Raw genomic sequence first — 21,053 nt, forward strand, 5'->3', positions numbered from 1 at the left:
GACCCGGAAGGCCCTGCCATGAGTGACGCCGCCGCCCGCGAGCTCCGCGCCGAGACCACCATCGCCGCACCGCCGGCCCAGGTCTGGGCCGCGCTGACCGACCTCCGCAACATGCGCGCCTGGAGCGAGGAACTGGTCACGATGATCCCGCTCACGCCCGGCGGGCTGAAGCTCGGTCAGCAGTACCTCGGGCTGAACCGACGCAAGGCGATGATCTGGCCCTCGCGCAGCGTGGTCGCCCAGCTCGACGCCGAGAAGGCGCTGGCCTGGGACACCAAGACCAGCGGAGCCCGCTGGATCTACGAGCTCAGCCCGGAGGGCACCGGGACCAAGGTCGTGCACCGTCGTCCGGTGCCGAAGAAGATGACGGTGCTGAGCAAGCTGTTCGCCCCGGTGGCGCTCGGCGGCAGCGATGGACACGCCGACGAGCTCGAGGGCCACATGGCCACCACGCTCCAGCGGATGAAGGCGACCGTCGAGGGCTGACGCCCGGCTCGTCGTCCGCGGGCTCCGTCTGCTGTGGGCGAACAAGGACCAATTGCCCGTGGAATTGGCCGTGGGTCCGTCTAGGGTCGTGGACGTGAACGAGATCTCCAGCCCTCAGATGAACGGCGGCGCCCCGTCGTACGGCCTCGACGACCACATCTACCAGCGCCTCCTGAAGGAGCGCACGGTCTTCCTCGGTTCCGAGGTCCGTGACGCCAACGCCAACGCGATCTGCGCGCAGCTGCTGCTGCTCTCCGCTGAGGACCCCGAGGCGGACATCTTCCTGTACATCAACAGCCCGGGTGGCTCGGTCGACTCGGGCATGGCGATCTACGACACCATGAACTACATCCCGAACGACGTCGCCACCGTCGGCATGGGCCTGGCCGCCTCGATGGGCCAGTTCCTGCTGTGCGCCGGCGCGAAGGGCAAGCGCTACGCGCTGCCGCACTCGCGGATCATGATGCACCAGCCGTCGGGCGGCATGGGCGGCTCGGCCTCGGACATCAAGATCCAGGCCCAGCAGTCGCTGCACATCAAGAAGGTGCTGCTCGACCTGATCGCCCAGCACACCGGCCAGACGGTCGAGCAGATCGAGGCCGACGCCGACCGCGACCGCTGGTTCACCGCACCCGAGGCCCTGGAGTACGGGTTCATCGACAAGGTGATCACCAGTGCCCGCGAAGCCGCCGACCAGGGCCGTCCGGCCCGGAACAAGGACTGACCATGAACTACTACATCCCGCAGTGGGAAGAGCGCACCTCCTACGGCTTCCGGCGAATCGACCCGTACGGGAAGCTCTTCGAGGACCGGATCATCTTCCTCGGCACCCCGATCAGCGACGACATCGCCAACGCGGTGATGGCCCAGCTGCTGTGCCTGGAGTCGATGGACCCGACCCGCGACATCCAGATCTACATCAACTCGCCCGGTGGCTCGTTCACCGCGATGACCGCGATCTACGACACCATGAAGTTCATCCAGCCGGACGTGCAGACGGTGTGCCTGGGCCAGGCGGCCTCGGCGGCGGCGATCCTGCTGGCGGCCGGTACGCCGGGCAAGCGGCTGGCGCTGCCGAACAGCCGGATCCTGATCCACCAGCCGTACACCGAGGGCACCTACGGGCAGTCCTCGGACATCGAGATCCAGGCCAACGAGATCCTGCGGATGCGCGAGCTGCTCGAGGAGCTCATCGCCGAGCACACCGGCAAGAGCCAGGAGGAGGTCAGTCGCGACATCGAGCGCGACAAGATCCTGACCGCCTCCGGCGCGGTGGAGTACGGCCTGATCGACTCGATCCTGGAGTCCCGCAAGGCTGCTGCGCTCGTCTGAGCGCGGCAGGGATCTCCAGGGAGAAATGACCGTGTCCGCCCCGCTTTCTGGCCCCGTACGTCGGTTCGACGGAGTACCGTCGACTCAGCGTTCGGTGCCAGGTGCGGTGGCGGGCGCGCTGGACGAGGTCGGCCTAGTGCCGGCAAGAACGAGGGGAGAGGTCGCCCGTGGCACGCATCGGTGACGGTGGAGACCTGCTGAAATGCTCTTTCTGCGGGAAGAGCCAGAAGCAGGTCAAGAAGCTGATCGCCGGCCCCGGCGTCTACATCTGCGACGAGTGCATCGACCTCTGCAACGAGATCATCGAGGAAGAGCTCAACGAGACCAGCGAGGTCGGCCTCGAGGAGCTGCCCAAGCCGCGGGAGATCTTCGAGTTCCTCAACTCCTACGTGATCGGCCAGGAGCAGGCGAAGAAGTCGCTCGCCGTGGCCGTCTACAACCACTACAAGCGCGTCCAGGCCGGCGTCACCAACGGCTCGGCCAAGAAGGGCGACGACGCGGTCGAGGTCGCCAAGTCGAACATCCTGGTGATGGGTCCGACCGGCTGCGGCAAGACCTACCTGGCGCAGACGCTCGCGCGGATGCTCAACGTCCCGTTCGCGATCGCGGACGCCACGGCACTGACCGAAGCCGGCTACGTCGGTGAGGACGTCGAGAACATCCTCCTCAAGCTGATCCAGGCCGCTGACTACGACGTCAAGAAGGCCGAGACCGGCATCATCTACATCGACGAGATCGACAAGGTGGCCCGCAAGGCGGAGAACCCCTCGATCACCCGCGACGTCTCCGGCGAGGGCGTCCAGCAGGCGCTGCTGAAGATCCTCGAGGGCACCACCGCCTCGGTCCCGCCGCAGGGCGGCCGCAAGCACCCGCACCAGGAGTTCATCCAGATCGACACCACGAACATCCTGTTCGTCGTCGGCGGCGCCTTCGCCGGCCTGGAGCACATCGTGGAGCAGCGGGTCGGCAAGAAGACCCTGGGCTTCACCGCCGAGATGCGTGCCTCCAAGGAGGCCGAGGCCGACGAGATGTTCGCCCAGGTGCGGCCCGAGGACCTCGTGAAGTTCGGTCTGATCCCCGAGTTCATCGGTCGTCTGCCGCTGATCGCGAGCGTCAACAAGCTCGACAACGCGGCGCTGGTGCAGATCCTGACCGAGCCGAAGAACGCGCTCATCAAGCAGTACCAGAAGCTCTTCGAGCTCGACGGCGTCGAGCTGGAGTTCACCCCGGACGCCATCACCGCGATCGCCGACAAGGCGATGGAGCGCGGCACCGGCGCCCGTGGCCTGCGCGCGATCATCGAAGAGGTCCTGCTCAACGTGATGTACGAGGTGCCGTCCCGCGAGGACATCGCCAAGGTCGTCGTCACCGGTGAGGTCGTCGCGGACAACGTGAACCCCACCCTGATTCCGCGCGAGGACAAGCCGAAGAAGAAGTCGGCCTGATCGTTCAGTTGCCACACCAGCGTCGGCAGCGACGCGCGTCGGCAACCCTCACGTAGCAAACGAGCGCGTGGGCGAGTCCTGACCCAGCGGGGTGCTGCTGCCCTAGCCTGTGCTGGTGAGCGAGACGCACGCCGCTGAGCCGGGACCCGCACGTCGGGCGTTCTGGCTCCTGCTGGTCCCGATGGCCTCGGCGCTGGTCCCGTGGTTGGTGCTCGGGGCCGCTGATGCCCGGCCGGGAGGCCTCGCGATCCTGCTGGTCGCCGCGGCTCCTCTCATCGGAGCGCTCCTCGCGATTCGCTACGCGTTCGGCGCCCTGGTGCATTCGTGGCTGCTCGCCCCGTACGTCGCCGCGGCAGCCGTTTTCATGTTCGTCATCCTCGCGGCGGGCGACATCACCAGCGGCAGCCGGCTCGACTTCGGGCCGGCCACGGTCACCGGCGTGATCATGGTCGTCCTCGCCGGTGTCGGAGGAGTCGTCAGCTACGTCTGGGCGCCCGAGCCGGAGGAGGAGTCCGACTGGGAGGCCGAGCGCGACGCCCGGCGTGCCGCCGAGCGGAACGCCGAGACCGAGGCGTAGGTCAGGAGTCCTCGGCGACCGGGGCCAGCTCGGCCTCGACGCTGAGCTCGTTCGCGTCGGTCGTCGTGAAGACCAGGTCCCCGACGATCTTGCCGACGTTGCGCAGGTCCTGGCTCGCGCTGCTGGCCGCCTCGACCAGCGCCGCCGGGCCGGAGATCTCGACGCGGGACAGCTCGGCCCGCATCGACACCTTGGCGTTCGACTTGGCGCCGCGGATGCCGGCGAGCGCTGCCGCGACCGCACCGAGGATCGCGGAGTCTCCGGTCGGCTTCTCGCCGAACGACGGCCACGCGGCGTGGTGGACCGATCCTCCCCCGGAGTTTGCAGAGTGCCACCACGACCAGACCTCTTCGGTCACGTACGGCAGGAACGGAGCGAGCAAGCGCAGCTGAACGTGAAGTGCAGTCGCGAGCGCCGCTTTCGCGGACCTCGTCGCCGCATCGCCGTCCTCGGCGTACGCGCGCTCCTTGACCAGCTCGAGGTAGTCGTCGCAGAACTCCCAGAAGAACTTCTCGATGACCTCGAGAGCGGTCGTGTAGTCGTAGGCGTCGAACGCGGCGGTGGCACGCTCGGTGACCTCGGCAAGGCCGGCGAGCAGTGCCTGGTCGACCGGCTCGGTGATCTGCGCCGGGTCCGGGTCGGTGGCCCCGACGCCGCCGAGCACGAACTTCGAGGCGTTGAGGACCTTCATCGCCAGTCGGCGGCCGACCTTCATCTGCGACTCGTCGAAGGGGGAGTCCAGACCGGGGCGCGCCATGGCCGCGCGCCAGCGGACCGCGTCGGCGCCGAACTTGTCGAGGATCTCGGTCGGGACGACGACGTTGCCCTTCGACTTCGACATCTTCTTGCGGTCCGGGTCCACCACGAAGCCGGACATCATCGCGTGCGTCCACGGAACCACGTGGTTCTCGTGGTGCGCGCGGACGACCCGGCTGAAGAGCCAGGTGCGGATGATGTCGTGCGCCTGGGTGCACAGGTCCATCGGGAAGGTGCGCTCGAACAGGTCCGGGTCGGACTCCCAGCCGCACGCGAGCTGCGGGGTCAGCGACGAGGTCGCCCAGGTGTCCATCACGTCCGGGTCGCCGATGAAACCGTTGGCCTGGCCGCGCTGCTCGGCGGTGTAGCCGACGGGGGCGTCGGTGGAGGGGTCGACCGGAAGGGCGTCCTCCGACGGCAGCAGCGGGTGCTCGTAGTCGGGCTCACCGTCGGCGTCCAGCGGGTACCAGACCGGGAACGGGATGCCGAAGAACCGCTGGCGCGAGACCAACCAGTCGCCGTTCAGGCCGCCGACCCAGTTGTCGTACCGGTGCTTCATGTGCGGCGGCACCCAGGTGATCTCGGCGCCGTCCTCGATGAGCTCGGTGCGCAGGTCGACGTCACGTCCGCCGTTGCGGATGTACCACTGGCGGGTCGCGACGATCTCGAGCGGCTTGTCGCCCTTCTCGTAGAAGTTCGTCATGCGCTGGGTCGGCTTCGGCTCGCCGTCGAGGTCGCCGGTCTCGCGCAGCTTGGCGACCATCTCCTCGCGCGCCGAGAAGGTCGTCTTGCCGGCCAGGTCGGCGTACGCGGCGCTCGCGGCGGGGGAGGACAGCCACTCCGGGGTCTCGCGCAGCAGGCGGCCGTCGCGCCCGATGACGGTGCGAACGGGCAGCTGCAGCTCACGCCACCACTGCACGTCGGTGAGGTCACCGAAGGTGCAGCACATCGCGATGCCCGCCCCCTTGTCCGGCTCGGCGGCCTCGTGCGCGACGACGGGGATCTCCACGCCGAAGACGGGCGAGCTGACGGTCGTGCCGAACAGCGGCTGGTAGCGCTCGTCGTCGGGGTGGGCGATCAGGGCGACCACGGCCGGGATCAGCTCGGGGCGGGTGGTCTCGATGTGGATCGGCGTTCCGTCAGGACGGTGGAAAGCCACGCGGTGGTAGGCGCCCGGGTACTCGCGTGCCTCGAGCTCAGCCTGGGCGACCGCGGTCTGGAAGGTGACGTCCCAGAGCGTGGGAGCCTCCTGCAGGTAGGCCTCGCCGCGGGCGAAGTTGCGCAGGAAGGCACGCTGGCTGACGGTCTGCGCGTCCTTGCCGATGGTCGTGTACGTCGTGGACCAGTCGACCGAGAGGCCGAGCGTGCGCCACAGCGACTCGAAGACCTGCTCGTCCTCCTCGACCAGCTGCTCGCAGAGCGCGATGAAGTTCGGTCGGGAGATGGCGATCTGCTTCTTCGGGTCCGGCTTCTCCGGTGGGGTGAAGTCCGGGTCGTAGGGCAGCGACGGGTCGCAGCGGACACCGAAGTAGTTCTGCACCCGGCGCTCGGTGGGCAGGCCGTTGTCGTCCCACCCCATCGGGTAGAACACCGCCTTGCCGGTCATCCGCTGGTAGCGGGCGATCAGGTCGGTGTGCGTGTAGGAGAAGACGTGCCCGACGTGCAGGCTGCCGCTCACGGTCGGCGGCGGCGTGTCGATCGAGTAGACGTTGCTGCGGGGCTGGGTGCGGTCGAACTTGTAGGTCTCGGCCGCCTTCCAGCGCTCCGCCCAGGTGGCCTCCAGGCCCTCCAGAGCAGGCTTGTCCGGTACTACGACGCCGCTGGTGGCAGCGGTCGTCGTGGTCTCCGGCGTGCTCTGGGTGTCAGTCATGGGCAGAACTCTACGGACGCACACGGTTGCGGTGAAAACCGGTTCTGGCCTGCGGATACCCCCGGCTAGTCTCGCGGCCATGGGCTACGCGCTGGAGTTCTTCGACGACCCGCACGCCTTCCTCGCAGCGGCCGAGCCGTTGCTGTCCGCCGAGCCGGTCCGCTGCACGGTCGTCGCGTCGGTCACGGCCCGGCACGCCCGCAGCGGGGACAGCGCGCGACCCGTGGACGCCCCGGCTCCGTGGTGGGTCGTGGTCCGCGACGAGGCCGGGGTCCCGGTGTCGGCCGGGATGCGCACCGCGCCGATGGTTCCGTACCCGCCGTACCTGCTGGCGATGCCCGAGGAGGCCGCCGTCCTGCTGGCCCGCACGCTGCACGAGCGCGGCGAGAGCGTGGAGGTCGTGAACGGCTACGTCCCGACGATCGATGTCTTCGGCGCCGCGACGATCGCGCTGTCCGGCGGTTCGCCGAGCGAGACCGAGCGGACCAGTCTGTACGAGGTCACCGAGCTGGTCGAGCCGCCGGCCGTCGAGGGCCGGTTCCGGATCGCCCGCGAGGACGAGGTCGACCTGGTCCAGGGGTGGTTCGACCTGTTCGGCCCCGATGCCTCCGAGCAGGCCGGCCGCGTCGATCCGCACCCGGCCATCGAGACCCGGGAGAGCACCCGAGGCCGGATCGTGGCCGGCGACGTCTGGCTCTGGGAGGCACCGGACGGCACGCCGGTCTCGGTGACGGCGTTCAACCCGCCGAGCTTCGGGGTGGCCCGGGTCGGTCCGGTCTACACGCCGAAGGAGCACCGCGGCCACGGGTACGCCGCCGCGGGGGTCGCTGCGATCTCGCGTCGGCTGCTCGACGAGGGTGCACGGGTGTGCCTGTTCGCGGACGGGCAGAACAAGACCTCGACGGGCGTGTACCTGCGGCTCGGTTACCGGCCGATCGCGGTGACGGGTGGTCTGCGGATCCTCGCTGGTTGAGCCCGTCGAAACCTAGTCCAGCGGGTCCAGGACGCCGTACCGGGTCAGGCCCGCCGACAGGGTCGAGAGCTGCTCGCGGGCATCGCCGAGCCAGTGGCTGAGCGCGGTGAGCCGCGAGGTGAAGTGACCGACGGAGTACTCGTCGGTGACGCCGATGCCGCCGTGCAGCTGGATCGCCTCCTGCCCGATCCTGCGCGCGGCCCGGATCGTCTGCAGCTTGGCCCGCGCCGCTGCGTCGCCGAGGGCGTCCTCGTCGCCGTCGGCGGCGACCAGCGTCGCCCAGGTGACGATCGACCGGGTCAGCTCGAGGTCGGTGTACATGTCCGCGGCCCGGAACGTCAGCGCCTGGAACCGGTTCAGCGTGACTCCGAACTGCTGCCGGGTGGTCAGGTAGGACGTCGTCAGGGCCAGCGCGGCCTCCATCGCGCCGACCGCCTCGTGGCAGGCAGCGATCTGGGCCCGGGCGCGCACCTTGCGCAGTACCGGGTCGACGAAGCCGCCGGCGCCGAGCGCGATCGCCCGGGAGCGGTCGAACTCCAGCAGCGCAGCCCGGCCGCCGTCGTGGGTCCGGTACCCGGTGACGCCCTCGGGGCGGTCGACCAGGAAGACCTGCCCACCGACCTCCCACACGATGGTGTCGGCCCGGGCACCCTGGATCACCGGTTCGGCGACCTCGCCCGAGGCGAAGGTCAGCAGCCGCTCGCCCGAGGCGACGCCCCCGAGGACCTCGGCCCGCTGCTCGTCGCTGCCGAGCTCGGCGACCAGGCCGCTGGCCAGGACCACCGCGGCGACGTACGGCTCGGGCGCGAGCACCCGGCCGATCTCCTCCGCGACGAGGGCGACCTCGACCGGTCCTGCTCCCATGCCGCCGTCGTCCTCGGCGAACGGCAGGCCGAGCAGGCCCATCTCGGCCATCCGGCCCCACAGGTCCTCGTCGTACCCGGGGTCGGTCGCGGTGACCTCCCGCCGGCGCTCGGAGTTCGTGGCCGGGTCGTACACCTTCAGCAGACCGCGGACCGCGTCGCGGAGGGCCTGCTGCTCGTCGTCGAGCTCGAAGTCCATGTCAGCCCCTCACAGTCCCAGGATCGTTCCGGCGATGATCGTGCGCTGGACCTCGTTGGATCCGCCGTAGATCGACGCCTTGCGGAAGTTCAGGTACGTCGGCACCGCGTGCGCTGCCCACTCGGGAACGGTCTGCGATCCCGAGGAGAGCGAGAACGGGCCGGCCAGGTCGACCAGCAGCTCGGTGACGGCCTGCTGGAGCTCGGTGCCGCGCAGCTTGAGGACCGAGGAGGCCGGGTGCGGCTTGCCGTCCGTGGAGTTGGCGACGACCCGGAGCGCGGTGAGCTCGAGGGCGAGCAGCTCGTTCTCCAGCTCGACGAAGCGCGCGGCGAGCAGCGGGTCGCCGAGAGCGCCGAGCTGGACGGCGTGCTCCTTGGCCGTGGCCAGCGCCCGCTTGGTCGCCCCGACCGGGGCGACCCCGACGCGCTCGTTGCCCAGCAGGAACTTGGCCTGGGTCCAGCCCTGGTCGACCTCGCCGACCAGGTTCTCGCCGGGCACCCGGACGTTGTCGAAGAACACCTCGTTGACCTCGTAGCCGCCGTCGATCATCTTGATCGGCCGCAGGGTCACGCCGGGGGTGTCCATCGGGAACAGCAGCATCGAGATGCCGGCCTGCTTCTTGACCTCGGGGTTGGTCCGGCACAGGCAGAAGATCCAGTCCGCGTGCTGACCCAGCGTCGTCCAGGTCTTCTGGCCGTTGACGACCCAGTCGTCCCCGTCGCGCTCGGCGCGGGTGGTGAGCGATGCCAGGTCGGAGCCGGCGTTCGGCTCGGAGAAGCCCTGGCACCACCAGATGTCGAGGTTGCGGGTGGCGGGCAGGAACCGCTCCTTCATCTCCTGCGAGCCGAAGTGCGCGATCACCGGGCCGATCATCCCGGCGTTGAACGCCAGCGGCGGCGGGACGCAGGCCAGCTGCAGCTCCTCGTGCCACAGGTGCTTCTGCAGCGGCGTCCAGTCCTGGCCGCCCCACTCGACCGGCCAGTTCGGCACCGCGATGCCGGCCTGGTTCATCACCTGCATCGAGCGGACGAAGTCGTCCTTCTCCAGGTGCCGACCGGTGCGGACCTTCTCGCGGATGTCCTCGGGGATCTCGGTGGTGAAGAAGACGCGCATCTCCTCGCGGAACGCGGCCTCCTCCTCGGTGAGTCGCAGCCTCATGCAGGCGACCCTAGCGAGCAGCCGCGACCCGGAACAGGTTCCAGCTGCCGGGCAGCCCCTTGAGGTCGTGCTCGCCGGCGTCCTCGGCCCGGTAGGGCGAACCCGCGATCAGGTCGGCCACGGTCCGGGTGACCAGCACCTCGCCGGCCGCAGCCAGGGCCGAGACCCGGGCGCCCACGTGCACCGCGATCCCGGCAACGTCGTCCCCGCGCAGCTCGACCTCCCCGATGTGCACGCCGGCACGGATCGGCGTCCCGAGCGTGTTCATCGCGCGGGACAGGTCCAGGGCTGCGCCCACCGCGTCGCTCGGTCGCTCGAAGAGGGCGAGGTGACCGTCGCCGAGGTTCTTGCAGACCCGGCCGTCGTGACGCCGCACGTGCCGGTTCACGGTGCTGTCGACCTCGTCGAGCAGTGCCGACCAACGGTGGTCGGCGGTGGCGCTGAGCTGCTCGGTCGAGCCGACGAGGTCGGTGAAGAGCACCGTCATCAACCGGCGCTTGGCGTGCGCAGGTGCAGCGCTGTCGAGGCCGCTCTCGACGAAGGCCTCGATCGCCGACATCCGCTCTTCGAGCAGGTCGGTGAAGAACAGGTGGTCGGGACTGTCGAACTCGACGAGCTGCGCGCCGGGGACCTGCTCGGCGCAGAAGCGGGCACCTTCGACGGGCACCCAGCGGTCCCCGGTCGAGTGCAGCACGATCGTCGGCACCGTGATCCGGGGGAGCAGCGGCCGCACGTCCATCTGCAGGGTCGCCAGGATGTGTGCCTCGGCGGTTCTGGGGCCGACCCGCCCGCCCTCCTCGAACCAGTGCTGGAGGTCTCGGTCTCCGGCCTGGGTCGGCGCCATCAGGCTGGTGATGTCCTGCGGGGTGCGGCCCTCTCCCGGGGCGGCCACCTCCTCCTGGATCGCACCGATGATCTCCAGTGGAACCCCGTGTGGCCAGTCCGGGCCGGTCAGCGGGCAGGGGCTGAACGCGAGCAGGATCAGCTTCTCGACGCGCTCGGGGTGCTCGACCGCGAGGTGGACCATGGCCTGGCTGTCCCAGCCGTTCGCCGACAGCACCGCCTTCTCCACGCCGAGGTGGTCGAGCACCGCGAGCACGTCGCCGGCCATCTGCTCGATCGTCGGCGCGACCCCGGGCCCGAGCGAGTCGGAGTACCCGACGCCGGGTCGGTCGACGGCGACCGTGGTGGCGAAGGTCGCCAGCCGGCGTTGGGCGCGGGCGCACCGCGGCTCCTCGAACAGGGCGGCGGCGGAGATCGTGCCGCCCGGCCAGAACACCATCACCGGGCCGTCGCCCAGCACGGAGTAGCCGATGTGCGCGCCGTCCCCGCGCGGGGCGTAGCCGATCCGTGGTGTCGCGGACACGCTCACCCCCTGACTCGGCCTCCCGCGGTCAGGCTAGCGGCGGATCACCACACCAGGACAGGCTTGACGATCTTGCCGGCGAGGACGTCGGCGACAGCGGTGTTGATCTCGGAGAACGGGTACGTCGCGATCAGGTCGTCGACGGCGAACTCGCCGGCGGCGTTCAGGGCGATCAGCCGCGGGATCATCTCCTGCGGGTCGGAGTCGCCCTCGATCGAGGACCGGATGATCTTCCCGGTCTGGAGCAGGTCGATCGCGTCGATCGCGTACTCCTCGGGTCCGAGGCCGAGGGCCACCAGCGTGCCGCGCGGCTTCAGCGCCTGCTGGGCCTGCTTGACCACGGCCGAGATCGCGGTGGTGTCGATGCTGTACGACGCACCGCCGCCGGTGAGCTCCTTGACCTTCTCGACGACGTTGAAGTCAGGGTCGCCGGCCGGCAGCGGATCGATGCCGGTCGCGCCGAACTTCGCGGCTGCGTCGCGCCGGCTCTCCAGCGGGTCGACGGCGATGATCGTGCCCACGCCCGCATGCCGGGCTGCGGCTATCGCGGCGAGGCCGACCGCGCCGCAGCCGAACACGACCAGGCTGTCCGCGGCCGTCGGCTTGATGACGTTGAGCACGGTGCCGGCGCCGGTCTGGAACCCGCACCCGTACGGCGCGACCTTGGTGAGGTCGACGGACTTGTCGACGACCACGACGTTGTCGGCGTAGGCGATCGCGTGCTGGGAGAGCGAGGACTGGCCGAAGAAGTTGCCGAAGACGGGCGACCCGTCCTTCGAGTACGGCTGGCTCCCGTCCATCCGCATGCCCATGTAGTTGAGCAGCAGCGAGTTGTCGCAGTAACCGACGGCGCCTTCGGTGCACGGACCGCACGCGCGGCAGGAGCGGAAGCTGATGACGACGTGGTCACCGACCTCGATACCGGTGACATCGGCACCGACCGCCTCGACCACGCCCGAGCCCTCGTGCCCGAACACGTTGGGGAACATCTCCTCGGGCAGGAAGCCCTTGAGGTGGATGTCGGTGTGGCACAGGCCGGTGGCGACGATCTTCACCAGCACCTCGTCCGCACGCGGCCCTTCGAGCTCGACCTCCTCGAGGGAGAAGTCGGCTCCCTGCGAGTTCACCAGGGCGACGGTGGTCTTCATGCGTGCTCACGCTCCAGCCAGAAGTAGTAGGGGTCGGCGGTGCCGAAGGCCGCCTCGAGCTTGCCGTTCATGATGCCCATCACGGTCCGGTCGTCGACGCGCTTGAAGTGGTCGAAGACCGCCATCGCGTCGTAGACCATCGTCGCGGTGGTCTCGCCGCGGAAGCCCACGTTCCACAGCGAGGAGTGGCCGCCGCCGGCGTACTTCGTGTTCGAGTACAGCTCGCCGTCCTCGCCGCGGCAGATCAGCGGGTGCCCGTCGAGGAGCGAGTCGAAGCGCTTGCCGTGCCAGCCGATCGTGGTCAGCAGGGCGCTGGCCGGGTGGCCGGTCGCGAAGTCACCTCCGCGCCAGGCGCCGAGCATCGCGGAGGCGTCCAGGACCTCGAGGTCGGACCACAGCGCGTCCAGGTCGGCCGTCGACGGGGAGGGGGCGTCGCGGAGGGACTCGAAGCGTTCGCGGACCGTCACCCGACCGACGATAGTGGAACACGTTCTATGTTTCGACACGGTTGCTGCGCAACCTGCTCAACAACCAGCGCGGACGGCACCAACCCAGACCCGAACGGCATCGGTCGGCTCACTACGATGGGCGGGCGATGACCGACTTCGACGACGATGCTTTCCCGGCGGACGCCCGCCCGGCCCAGACCTATGCCGAGGTGGAGGACGCGCTGCTCTCGCGGTGGCCCGAGTCCCGCCTCGAGCCGAGCCTGGACCGCATCCGCCTGTTCACCGAGCTGCTCGGCGAGCCGCAGCGGGCCTACCCGGCGGTGCACCTGACCGGGACCAACGGCAAGACCTCGACGGCGCGGATGGTCGAGACCCTGATCCGCGGCCTCGGCCTGCGCACCGGCCGGTTCACCAGCCCGCACCTGGAGAAGATGAACGAGCGCATCGTCATCGACGGTGAGCCGCTGACCGACGAGGCGTTCATCGACGTGTTCAACGAGGTCGCGCCGTACACGCACCTCGTCGACCAGGAGTCAGCCCACCCGCTGTCGTTCTTCGAGGCCGTCGTCGGGATGGCGTACGCAGCGTTCGCCGACGCACCCGTTGACGCGGCGGTGGTCGAGGTCGGCATGGGCGGCGCCTGGGACGCGACCAACGTGATCGACGCCCAGGTCGCCGTGCTGACGCCGGTCGCGCTGGACCATGCGGCCTACCTCGGCAGCACCGTGGGCGAGATCGCCCGCGAGAAGGTCGGCATCATCAAGCCCGGCGCGACGGTGATCAGCGCCGTCCAGGAGCCGGACGTCGCGGCCCAGATCGTGGAGCGCGCGACCGAGGTCGGGGCGACGGTAGCCCGCGAGGGTCTGGAGTTCGGTGTGCGCAGCCGGGTGCCCGCGGTCGGCGGACAGCTGGTCTCGCTGCAAGGGCTGCGCGGTGTGTACGAGGAGATCTTCCTGCCGCTGTACGGCGCCCACCAGGCGCAGAACGCCGCGCTCGCGCTGGCCGCGGTCGAGGCGTTCGTCGGGGGAGACGAGCCGCTCGGCGAGGAGGTCGTCCGCGACGCCTTCGCCGAGGTGACCTCGCCCGGCCGGCTGGAGATCGTGCGGCGCTCGCCGACGATCGTGCTCGACGCGGCGCACAACCCGCACGGCGCGGCTGCGCTGGTCGAGGCGCTGGAGGACTCCTTCACGTTCAGCCCGCTCATCGGCGTCATCGGCGTGATGAGGGACAAGGACTACGAAGGGCTGCTCGCCGCTCTCGAGCCGGTGCTCGCGCACGTGGTCTGCACCCAGAACTCCACCGAGCGCGCGTTGCCGGCTCACGAGCTGGCCGAGACCGCGCGGGGGATCTTCGGCCAGGACCGCGTCAGCGTCGCTCCGTCCTTGGTCTCCGCGATCGACGAGGCCGCAGCGCTCGCCGAGGTCGGAGGGGTCTTCGGCGAGGGACTCGGGTCGGGTGGCGTGCTGGTCACTGGTTCGGTGATCACCGTCGGCGAGGCTCGCGCGCTGATCGTGCACCCCGGCCGGGCAGGAGCCGAGTGATGCAACGTCGGCTCTGCTCGGCGATCCTCTTCCTCGAGGCCGTCGTCCTCGGGCTCTCGACGCCGGTGATGATCTCGGTCGAGTCCGTCGACAAGTCCCAGGCCCTGTGGATCGGGCTCGGCCTGACCGTGGCGTGCCTGCTGGTCGCCGGCATGCTCCGCAAGCCCTGGGCGTACGGCGTCGGCTGGGCCATCCAGATCGCCGCGGTCGCACTCGGCGTCCTGGTCACCGCGATGTACGTGCTCGGCGCGATCTTCCTGCTGCTCTGGCTGGCCGCGGTGCGCATCGGACGGCTGATCGACACCGACCGCGCCGCCGCCGAAGCCGCGGCCACCGAGGCCCACTAGGGTTCGTGCCATGACTCAGCGAACCCTGGTCCTGCTCAAGCCGGACACCGTCCGTCGTGGTCTCGTCGGCGAGGTGCTCTCGCGCTTCGAGGCGAAGGGCCTGACGGTCGTGGCGATGGAGCTGCGGCAGATCACCGGCGAGCTCGCCGACCAGCACTACGCCGAGCACGTCGAGCGCGACTTCTACCCGCCGCTGCGGGCGTTCGTGACCAGCGGTCCGCTGGTGTCGCTGGTGCTCGAGGGCGACGAGGCGATCGAGGTCGTCCGCGCGATCAACGGCGCCACCGACGGGCGCAAGGCCGCGCCGGGCACCATCCGCGGTGACCTGTCGCTGTCGAACCGGGAGAACCTGGTGCACGGGTCCGACTCGCCGGAGTCCGCGGAGCGCGAGATCGCGATCTGGTTCCCCGGCCTCACCTGAGCCAGGGCAGAAGAAAAGCCTCGGTCGACAGGCAAACTCTGGGGCGGTCCACCTGCCGACCTCGGCGATCTGGGGTTTCAGCCGATCCGTCAGGACCGGCTGTCAGATGATCGTTTCTCATCCGAACGTCGCGCATCTATAGCCCGATCGGGCTACTGGCCGGTTTGGGCCGTTTCCGCGGCGCGCCCACCTGCTCGCGGCCCGCACCGCGTGTCGCGCCCTGATCGGGAGCGCGCGAACCTAGTCTCGTTACTGGTGAGGCGTGTGGTTTCCGTGTGACGTACGGGAAACATGCGTCGCGCTCACTTCCCCACGAAACGCCCTGCGAGGAACGATGGCGAACAGTTTGATCGGCCGTGACATGGCTGTGGACCTCGGCACCGCCAACACGCTGGTCTACGTCCGCGGCAGGGGCGTCATGCTCGACGAACCCTCCGTGGTCGCGATGCACTCGCACTCCCGCGAGCTGCTGGCCGTGGGCACCGACGCCAAGCGGATGATCGGCCGCACCCCGGACGGCATCACCGCGATCCGCCCGCTGCGCGACGGCGTCATCGCCGACTTCGACGCGACCGAGCAGATGCTGCGCCACTTCATCGCCCGCGTGCACAAGCGCCGCTACTTCGCCAAGCCGCGGATGGTGATCTGCGTGCCGAGCGGAGTCACGCCGGTGGAGCAGCGCGCGGTCAAGGAGGCCGGGTACCAGGCCGGCGCCCGCACCGTCTACATCATCGAGGAGCCGATGGCCGCCGCGATCGGCGCCGGGCTCCCGGTCCACGAGGCCACCGGAAACATGGTCGTCGACATCGGCGGCGGCACCACCGAGGTCGCGGTGATCTCGCTCGGCGGGCTGGTGACCACGCTGTCGGTCCGCACCGCTGGTGACGAGCTCGACCAGGCGATCATCGCCTTCCTGAAGAAGGAACACTCGCTCCTGCTCGGCGAGGGCACCGCTGAGGAGATCAAGATGACCCTCGGCTCCGCGTTCCCGATGGCGCAGGAGCTCTCGGCCGAGATCCGCGGGCGCGACATGATCACCGGGCTGCCCCGCACGGTCCCGGTTTCCAGCGTGGAGATCCGCCGGGCGATCGAGGAGCAGCTGCACACGATCGTCGACGCGGTCCGCACCACCCTGGACCAGACGCCGCCCGAGCTGGCCGGCGACATCATGGACCGCGGCATCGTGCTCACCGGCGGCGGTGCCCTGCTGCGCGGACTCGACGAGCGGCTGCGGCACGAGACCGGGATGCCGGTGCACGTGGCCAAGGACCCGCTCAGCTCGGTCGTCCTCGGCTCCGGCAAGTGCGTGGAGGAGTTCGAGGCCCTCCAGCAGGTCCTGGTCGCCGAGAACGGACGTCGGAGCGCCTGATGCAGCGGAGGTTCGGACGCAGGATCTCGGGGCAGCGGCCGGCCGACCCGTCCCGCCGCGTGCTGGGCCTGCTCGTGCTCGCCGCGCTCACCGTGATCACCCTGGACGCCCGCACCGGCGCGGACTCGCCGCTGAACCCGGTCCGCTCGGCGGTCGGCTCGGTGGTCGGTCCGCTCGAGGACGTCACCAACGAGGTCACCCAGCCCTTCGCCGACGCAACCGGCTTCCTGCGCACCAACAAGTCCCTGCGCGGCGACATCGCCACGCTCTCGGCCGAGAACTCGCGCCTGCGTGGAGAGATGGCCACCGAGCCGCTCGACCGGCAGCGCCTCGCGGAGCTCGACGGACTCACCCGGACCGCGAACGAGACCGGCTACTCGCTCGTCGCCGCCCGGGTGATCGCGATGGGGCCGGTGCAGTCGTTCTCCCGCACGGTCACCATCGACGCCGGCACGTCCTCGGGCATCAAGGCCGACATGACGGTGCTCAACAACGACGGCCTGGTCGGCCGGGTCGTGCGCACGACGCGTTCGACCGCGACCGTGCTGCTGATCATCGACCGGTCCTCGGTCGTGGGTGGCCGGTTGAGCACCAACATGGAGATCGGCTTCCTCCGCGGACGCGGCACCCTCGGTGATCGCGGCCGCCTCGACCTCGACCTGGTCGACAACGCGGTCGAGCCTTCGCGCGACGACTCGGTCGTCACCTGGGGCTCGAAGAACGGTGTCCCGTACGTCGCCGGCATCCCGATCGGCCGGGTCGAGTCGGTGGTCTCCACGCCGCGGCAGAGCTCGCGGGTCGCGGTCATCAAGCCGTTCGTCGACTTCACCGCGCTCGACGTCGTCGGGGTCGTCGTACCGAAGGGGACCCACGGCAACCGGGCCGTGATCAGTCAAGGAGCCGTCCGATGACCGCGATGCGCAGTGCCGCCCTGACCGTGCTGGTCTGCTTCGCGATCGTCGCGCAGACGGTGATCTTCCGCTTCATCAGCGTTGACGGCGTGGTGCCGAACCTGGCGCTGATCCTGGTCGTGGTCGCAGCGATCGCGCGCGGCTCGCAGTTCGCCGCCGTCCTCGGCTTCGGGGCCGGACTGCTCCTCGACCTCGCCCCGCCCGCCGACCACATCGCCGGCCGTTGGGCGCTGGCGCTGGTGATCGTCGGCTACCTCGCCGGTCGCGTCCGCCAGGACGCCCGCACCTCGCCGATGATGGCCGTGGTCCTCGTCGGGGCCGCCTCCTTCATCGGCACGTCGCTGTTCGCCCTGTCCGGAGCCGTGCTCGGCGACGGCACGTGGGCGATCGACGAGACCATCCGGGTGATCGTGATCAGCGTGCTGTGGGACCTGATGCTCGCGCCGTTCCTGGTGCCGCTGCTGCTCTGGCTCCTCGACCGGGTGCGACCGGCCCGCCTGGCCCTGGGATGAGTGTCGCTGCGTGAACGCGATCCTGATCCGGCCGGACCGACGCAGGAGCAGGCTGCGGCTGTTCGTGATGCAGGTGCTGATGCTCTCGTTGTTCGTCACGCTGTTCGCCCGGCTCTGGTACCTCCAGGTCTTCACCGGTGAGGAGTACCAGGCGAAGGCCACCGAGCAGTCGGTGCGCGAGGTCGTGGTGCAGCCGTCGCGCGGCCTGATCGTGGACGCCGAGGGCCGGCCGCTCGCGACCAACCGCACCAGCTGGGTGGTCAGCGTCGACCGGACCGTGCTCGGCAAGCAGTCGGAGGCCGACCGCACCGCGCTGCTCAAGCGGGTCGCGCACACCGTCGGCGTGAAGTACTCCGAGGTGCTGGCCCGGACCCGGCTCTGCGGCGCCCCGAAGGCCAAGAAGGGGACCTGCTGGAACGGGTCGCCCTTCCAGCCGATCCCGGTCGCCGAGGACATCCCGCAGACCACTGCGGTGCAGATCTCCGAGCAGACCGAGGACTTCCCGGGCGTGCTGGCCCAGGCCGAGACAGTGCGGTCCTACCCGGCGCCGTACGGGATCAACGCCGCCGACGTGCTCGGCTACCTGAGCCCGATCACCGGCCAGGAGCTCGACGACGCCAAGAAGTCCGACGACCAGACGGTCAACGGCGCCTCAGTGGTCGGTCGCGCCGGGCTGGAGAAGACCTACGACCAGTGGTTGCGCGGGGTGCCCGGCGTCACCCGGGTGACCGTCGACAGCATGGGCCGGACCCTCGGCGACTCCGGCCAGGTCGCGGCGCAGCCGGGGGACACCCTGGTCACCTCGATCGATGCGAAGGTGCAGTCCGTCGCCGAGCACGAGCTGCACAAGGCGATGATGACCGCGCGTGCGACCTACGACCCGGTGACGCACAAGAACTACGTGGCCGACAGCGGTGCGGTCGTCGTGCTCAACGCGCACAACGGCAACGTGGTCGCGATGGCCAGCCAGCCGACGTACGACCCGAGCGTGTGGGTCGGGGGCATCTCCAGCAAGGAGCTCAAGGAGCTGTACTCCAAGAAGGCAGGAGAGCCGCTGCTGTCCCGCGCCACCCAGGGACAGTTCGCGCCCGGCTCGACCTGGAAGCCGATCATGACGGTCGCGGCCTTCAACAACGGCTACAACGCCGGTAGCCGGCTCGACTGCAGCAGCGGCCTGCAGGTCGGTGGTCGCTGGTTCAAGAACTACGAGTCCGCCAACTACGGCGTCATCGACTTCGCCAAGGCCCTGCAGATCTCCTGCGACAGCTTCTTCTACCGGGTCGGCCTCGGCTTCTGGACGCAGTTCGGCTCGAACCCGAAGAACGTCAACGCCAAGGATCCGCTGGTCGCGATGGCCAAGCAGTTCGGGTTCGGTGCCAAGACCGGCCTGGACATCCCCGGTGAGGCCAGCGGCCGGATCGCGGACCGCAAGTGGAAGCTCGCCTACTGGAACTCGATGAAGGGCTTCTACTGCAAGGTCGACAAGCAGAACAAGACCGGTAAGCGCGACTTCCTGCACATCTACGCGCACGAGTTCTGCCTCGAGGGCAACCAGTACAAGGCCACCGACGCTGTGAACTTCGCGATCGGGCAGGGCGACACGATCGTCACCCCGATCCAGCTGGCGCGTGCCTACGCCGCGCTCTCCAACGGCGGCACCCTGTACGCCCCGCGGATCGCCAAGGCCGTCGTCGGTCCGGACGGCAAGGTGATCAAGCGGATCAAGCCGCTGGTCCAGGGCCACGTGAAGTCGAAGAAGTCGGCCCTGAAGTACGTCGACGCCGCGCTGCTCGGGACCCCGAAGGTCGGCACCCTGGCCTGGAAGTTCGGCGGCTTCCCGCTGGACAAGGTCCAGCTCCGCGGCAAGACCGGATCGGCCGAGGTCTACGGCAAGCAGAGCACCTCGTGGGTGGCGACCTACACCAAGGACTACGTCGTGGTGATGATGGTGACCCAGGCCGGTACCGGCTCCGGTACCTCAGGCCCGGCGGTGCGCGCGATCTACGAGGCGCTCTACGGCATCAGGGGCGAGGACGTGAACGCGGCCCGCGCCGCGATCGCCGGCGTCGTCCCGCCGAAGGGCCTGCCGGTCTTCGCGCCCGACGGCTCGATCCTGCCGCCGTTGAGGAGGAAGCAGTGACCGCTCTCGCTCCCGCAGCCCGGGTCGCCCAGCCGTTGCTCGGCCGGCGGCGTGGCGTCGACTGGGTCCTCATCGGGGTGACGCTCTCGATCCTGGTGATCGGCACCCTGCTGGTGTGGTCCTCGACCTCGACCAACGACCAGCTCACCGGCGGTGACTCGACGGCCTACCTGAAGAAGCAGCTCGTCAACGTCGCGATCGGACTCGTCCTCGGGGCGATGGTCTTCTTCACCGACCGGCGCTGGGTGCGGATCCTCGCGCCGCTGGTCTACCTGGGTTCGATCGCCGGACTGTTCCTGGTGCTGGCGATGGGCACGACGATCAACGGGTCCCGCTCCTGGCTGATGCTGGGGGGCCTGTCGATCCAGCCTGCCGAGTTCGCGAAGCTCGCCGTCGTCGTCGGGATGGCGCTGGCCGTCGCCGAGCGGACCGAGAGCTCGCGTCGTCGTCGCGTCGGCAACGTCGAGGTCGTGCTGATGCTGCTCATCGCCGGCTTCCCGGCGCTGCTCATCCTGATGCAGCCCGACCTGGGCACCATGCTCGTGCTCACCGCGACCGTCTTCGGCGTGCTGGCCGTCTCCGGGGCTCCGCGTCGCTGGCTCGCCGGTCTCGCCGCCGGTGGGGTCTTCGGTGCGGTGCTGATGGTGACCGCCGGATTCCTCAAGGCCTACCAGGTCGACCGGTTCATGGCGTTCACGAACCCCGACCTCGACCCGCGCGGCGCCGGCTACAACACCGAGCAGGCCCGCATCGCGATCGGCAACGGCGGGCTCTTCGGTCAGGGCCTCTTCCACGGCTCGCAGACGCGGTCCGGCTTCGTGCCCGAGCAGCACACCGACTTCGTCTTCACCGTCGCCGGTGAGGAGCTCGGCCTGATCGGCGCCGGCGTCCTGATCCTGCTCTTCGCCGTGCTGCTGTTCCGGGCGCTGGCGATCGCGCTCGCCGCCGAGGACATGTTCGGCCGGGTCGCTGCCGCGGGCATCGCGTGCTGGTTCGGCTTCCAGACCTTCCAGAACGTCGGGATGTGCCTGGGGATCATGCCGGTGACCGGTGTCCCGTTGCCACTGGTGTCGTACGGCGGCTCCTCGATGTTCGCCTCGCTGGCGGCGATCGGGCTGCTGCTGAACATCGGCATGCGCACGAACGATCGCAACCGCCGCGCAGCGGACGCGCTCGCCCGCATCTGATAC

General features: G+C 69.6%; 20 protein-coding genes. 14 read left to right on the top strand and 6 right to left on the bottom strand.

The genetic code is table 11. From position 1 onward, the window contains the following. Window positions 1–18: 18 nt before the first annotated feature. From EFL95_RS06875 to EFL95_RS06895, 5 genes are all read left to right on the top strand, one after another. Window positions 19–486, top strand: a complete 468-nt coding sequence (locus EFL95_RS06875; protein ID WP_183407069.1) for an SRPBCC family protein — start codon at window positions 19–21, stop codon at window positions 484–486. Between the two features lie 118 nt (window positions 487–604). Further along, complete coding sequence (locus EFL95_RS06880) at window positions 605–1,210, top strand: ATP-dependent Clp protease proteolytic subunit (RefSeq protein WP_183407188.1); 606 nt, start codon at window positions 605–607, stop codon at window positions 1,208–1,210. Between the two features lie 2 nt (window positions 1,211–1,212). After that, a complete protein-coding gene (locus tag EFL95_RS06885) occupies window positions 1,213–1,818 on the top strand; it encodes an ATP-dependent Clp protease proteolytic subunit (protein ID WP_123233290.1) in 606 nt (201 codons plus the stop codon). Window positions 1,819–1,985: 167 nt separating this feature from the next. Beyond that, on the top strand, window positions 1,986–3,263 hold the full coding sequence (gene clpX / locus EFL95_RS06890; RefSeq protein WP_123233291.1) for an ATP-dependent Clp protease ATP-binding subunit ClpX: 1,278 nt from the start codon (window positions 1,986–1,988) through the stop codon (window positions 3,261–3,263). A 115-nt stretch (window positions 3,264–3,378) separates the two neighbouring features. Beyond that, complete coding sequence (locus EFL95_RS06895; protein WP_148045001.1) at window positions 3,379–3,840, top strand: hypothetical protein; 462 nt, start codon at window positions 3,379–3,381, stop codon at window positions 3,838–3,840. 1 nt (window position 3,841) lies between these two features. Here the strand turns inward: EFL95_RS06895 and valS are convergent, their stop codons facing one another. Beyond that, window positions 3,842–6,466: a valine--tRNA ligase gene (gene valS / locus EFL95_RS06900; RefSeq protein WP_123233293.1), complete on the bottom strand. Its 2,625-nt coding sequence runs from the start codon at window positions 6,464–6,466 to the stop codon at window positions 3,842–3,844. Window positions 6,467–6,545: 79 nt separating this feature from the next. Here valS and EFL95_RS06905 point away from each other — a divergent pair, with 79 nt between their 5' ends. Continuing rightward, a complete protein-coding gene (locus tag EFL95_RS06905; RefSeq protein ID WP_123233294.1) occupies window positions 6,546–7,439 on the top strand; it encodes a GNAT family N-acetyltransferase in 894 nt (297 codons plus the stop codon). Window positions 7,440–7,451: 12 nt separating this feature from the next. Here EFL95_RS06905 and EFL95_RS06910 read toward each other — a convergent pair whose 3' ends face one another. The 5 genes from EFL95_RS06910 to EFL95_RS06930 are packed head-to-tail and all read right to left on the bottom strand — an operon-like array spanning window position 7,452 to window position 12,640. Beyond that, window positions 7,452–8,501 (bottom strand): acyl-CoA dehydrogenase family protein, encoded by a 1,050-nt coding sequence (locus EFL95_RS06910; RefSeq protein ID WP_123233295.1) that lies wholly within the window; start codon window positions 8,499–8,501, stop codon window positions 7,452–7,454. Between the two features lie 9 nt (window positions 8,502–8,510). Continuing rightward, window positions 8,511–9,659 (bottom strand): acyl-CoA dehydrogenase family protein, encoded by a 1,149-nt coding sequence (locus EFL95_RS06915; RefSeq protein WP_123233296.1) that lies wholly within the window; start codon window positions 9,657–9,659, stop codon window positions 8,511–8,513. Window positions 9,660–9,669: 10 nt separating this feature from the next. Continuing rightward, window positions 9,670–11,025 carry an adenylate/guanylate cyclase domain-containing protein gene (locus EFL95_RS06920; RefSeq protein WP_123233297.1) on the bottom strand — a complete coding sequence of 452 codons (1,356 nt, stop codon included), beginning with the start codon at window positions 11,023–11,025 and terminating at the stop codon, window positions 9,670–9,672. Between the two features lie 44 nt (window positions 11,026–11,069). Next, window positions 11,070–12,173, bottom strand: coding sequence for an NAD(P)-dependent alcohol dehydrogenase (locus EFL95_RS06925; RefSeq protein WP_123233298.1), 1,104 nt, complete (start codon window positions 12,171–12,173; stop codon window positions 11,070–11,072). Beyond that, a complete protein-coding gene (locus tag EFL95_RS06930; protein WP_221176343.1) occupies window positions 12,170–12,640 on the bottom strand; it encodes a DUF4334 domain-containing protein in 471 nt (156 codons plus the stop codon). Before EFL95_RS06930 ends, EFL95_RS06925 begins: the two co-directional genes overlap by 4 nt. A 128-nt stretch (window positions 12,641–12,768) precedes the next feature. Here EFL95_RS06930 and EFL95_RS06935 point away from each other — a divergent pair, with 128 nt between their 5' ends. The 8 genes from EFL95_RS06935 (at window position 12,769) to rodA (ending at window position 21,050) form a co-directional block, all read left to right on the top strand. Continuing rightward, the gene (locus EFL95_RS06935) at window positions 12,769–14,163 is read left to right on the top strand and encodes a bifunctional folylpolyglutamate synthase/dihydrofolate synthase (protein ID WP_123233300.1); all 1,395 of its coding nucleotides are present in this window, start codon (window positions 12,769–12,771) and stop codon (window positions 14,161–14,163) included. Then, on the top strand, window positions 14,163–14,510 hold the full coding sequence (locus EFL95_RS06940; protein WP_123233301.1) for a DUF4233 domain-containing protein: 348 nt from the start codon (window positions 14,163–14,165) through the stop codon (window positions 14,508–14,510). Before EFL95_RS06935 ends, EFL95_RS06940 begins: the two co-directional genes overlap by 1 nt. Before the next feature lie 10 nt (window positions 14,511–14,520). After that, window positions 14,521–14,931, top strand: coding sequence for a nucleoside-diphosphate kinase (gene ndk / locus EFL95_RS06945; RefSeq protein ID WP_123233302.1), 411 nt, complete (start codon window positions 14,521–14,523; stop codon window positions 14,929–14,931). A gap of 334 nt (window positions 14,932–15,265) precedes the next feature. After that, window positions 15,266–16,300, top strand: coding sequence for a rod shape-determining protein (locus tag EFL95_RS06950; RefSeq protein ID WP_123233303.1), 1,035 nt, complete (start codon window positions 15,266–15,268; stop codon window positions 16,298–16,300). After that, the gene (gene mreC / locus EFL95_RS06955) at window positions 16,300–17,211 is read left to right on the top strand and encodes a rod shape-determining protein MreC (RefSeq protein ID WP_123233304.1); all 912 of its coding nucleotides are present in this window, start codon (window positions 16,300–16,302) and stop codon (window positions 17,209–17,211) included. Before EFL95_RS06950 ends, mreC begins: the two co-directional genes overlap by 1 nt. After that, the gene (mreD, locus tag EFL95_RS06960) at window positions 17,208–17,723 is read left to right on the top strand and encodes a rod shape-determining protein MreD (protein WP_123233305.1); all 516 of its coding nucleotides are present in this window, start codon (window positions 17,208–17,210) and stop codon (window positions 17,721–17,723) included. Before mreC ends, mreD begins: the two co-directional genes overlap by 4 nt. A gap of 10 nt (window positions 17,724–17,733) precedes the next feature. Further along, complete coding sequence (mrdA, locus tag EFL95_RS06965; protein ID WP_246004837.1) at window positions 17,734–19,863, top strand: penicillin-binding protein 2; 2,130 nt, start codon at window positions 17,734–17,736, stop codon at window positions 19,861–19,863. Beyond that, window positions 19,860–21,050 (top strand): rod shape-determining protein RodA, encoded by a 1,191-nt coding sequence (gene rodA, locus EFL95_RS06970; RefSeq protein WP_123233306.1) that lies wholly within the window; start codon window positions 19,860–19,862, stop codon window positions 21,048–21,050. Before mrdA ends, rodA begins: the two co-directional genes overlap by 4 nt. Window positions 21,051–21,053: the final 3 nt, after the last annotated feature.

It is taken from the genome of Nocardioides marmorisolisilvae (genome assembly GCF_003725775.1).
In the GTDB taxonomy this organism is placed as follows: Bacteria; Actinomycetota; Actinomycetes; order Propionibacteriales; family Nocardioidaceae; genus Marmoricola; species Marmoricola marmorisolisilvae.

What these genes read in the sequence shown, in the direction of transcription:
- EFL95_RS06875 (WP_183407069.1), top strand. Translation starts at nt 19, where the DNA reads ATGAGTGACGCCGCCGCCCGCGAGCTCCGCGCCGAGACCACCATCGCC.
- EFL95_RS06880 (WP_183407188.1), top strand. Translation starts at nt 605, where the DNA reads ATGAACGGCGGCGCCCCGTCGTACGGCCTCGACGACCACATCTACCAG.
- EFL95_RS06885 (WP_123233290.1), top strand. Translation starts at nt 1,213, where the DNA reads ATGAACTACTACATCCCGCAGTGGGAAGAGCGCACCTCCTACGGCTTC.
- valS (WP_123233293.1), bottom strand. Translation starts at nt 6,466, where the DNA reads ATGACTGACACCCAGAGCACGCCGGAGACCACGACGACCGCTGCCACC.
- EFL95_RS06905 (WP_123233294.1), top strand. Translation starts at nt 6,546, where the DNA reads ATGGGCTACGCGCTGGAGTTCTTCGACGACCCGCACGCCTTCCTCGCA.
- EFL95_RS06910 (WP_123233295.1), bottom strand. Translation starts at nt 8,501, where the DNA reads ATGGACTTCGAGCTCGACGACGAGCAGCAGGCCCTCCGCGACGCGGTC.
- EFL95_RS06915 (WP_123233296.1), bottom strand. Translation starts at nt 9,659, where the DNA reads ATGAGGCTGCGACTCACCGAGGAGGAGGCCGCGTTCCGCGAGGAGATG.
- EFL95_RS06925 (WP_123233298.1), bottom strand. Translation starts at nt 12,173, where the DNA reads ATGAAGACCACCGTCGCCCTGGTGAACTCGCAGGGAGCCGACTTCTCC.
- EFL95_RS06935 (WP_123233300.1), top strand. Translation starts at nt 12,769, where the DNA reads ATGACCGACTTCGACGACGATGCTTTCCCGGCGGACGCCCGCCCGGCC.
- EFL95_RS06940 (WP_123233301.1), top strand. Translation starts at nt 14,163, where the DNA reads ATGCAACGTCGGCTCTGCTCGGCGATCCTCTTCCTCGAGGCCGTCGTC.
- ndk (WP_123233302.1), top strand. Translation starts at nt 14,521, where the DNA reads ATGACTCAGCGAACCCTGGTCCTGCTCAAGCCGGACACCGTCCGTCGT.
- EFL95_RS06950 (WP_123233303.1), top strand. Translation starts at nt 15,266, where the DNA reads ATGGCGAACAGTTTGATCGGCCGTGACATGGCTGTGGACCTCGGCACC.
- mreC (WP_123233304.1), top strand. Translation starts at nt 16,300, where the DNA reads ATGCAGCGGAGGTTCGGACGCAGGATCTCGGGGCAGCGGCCGGCCGAC.
- mreD (WP_123233305.1), top strand. Translation starts at nt 17,208, where the DNA reads ATGACCGCGATGCGCAGTGCCGCCCTGACCGTGCTGGTCTGCTTCGCG.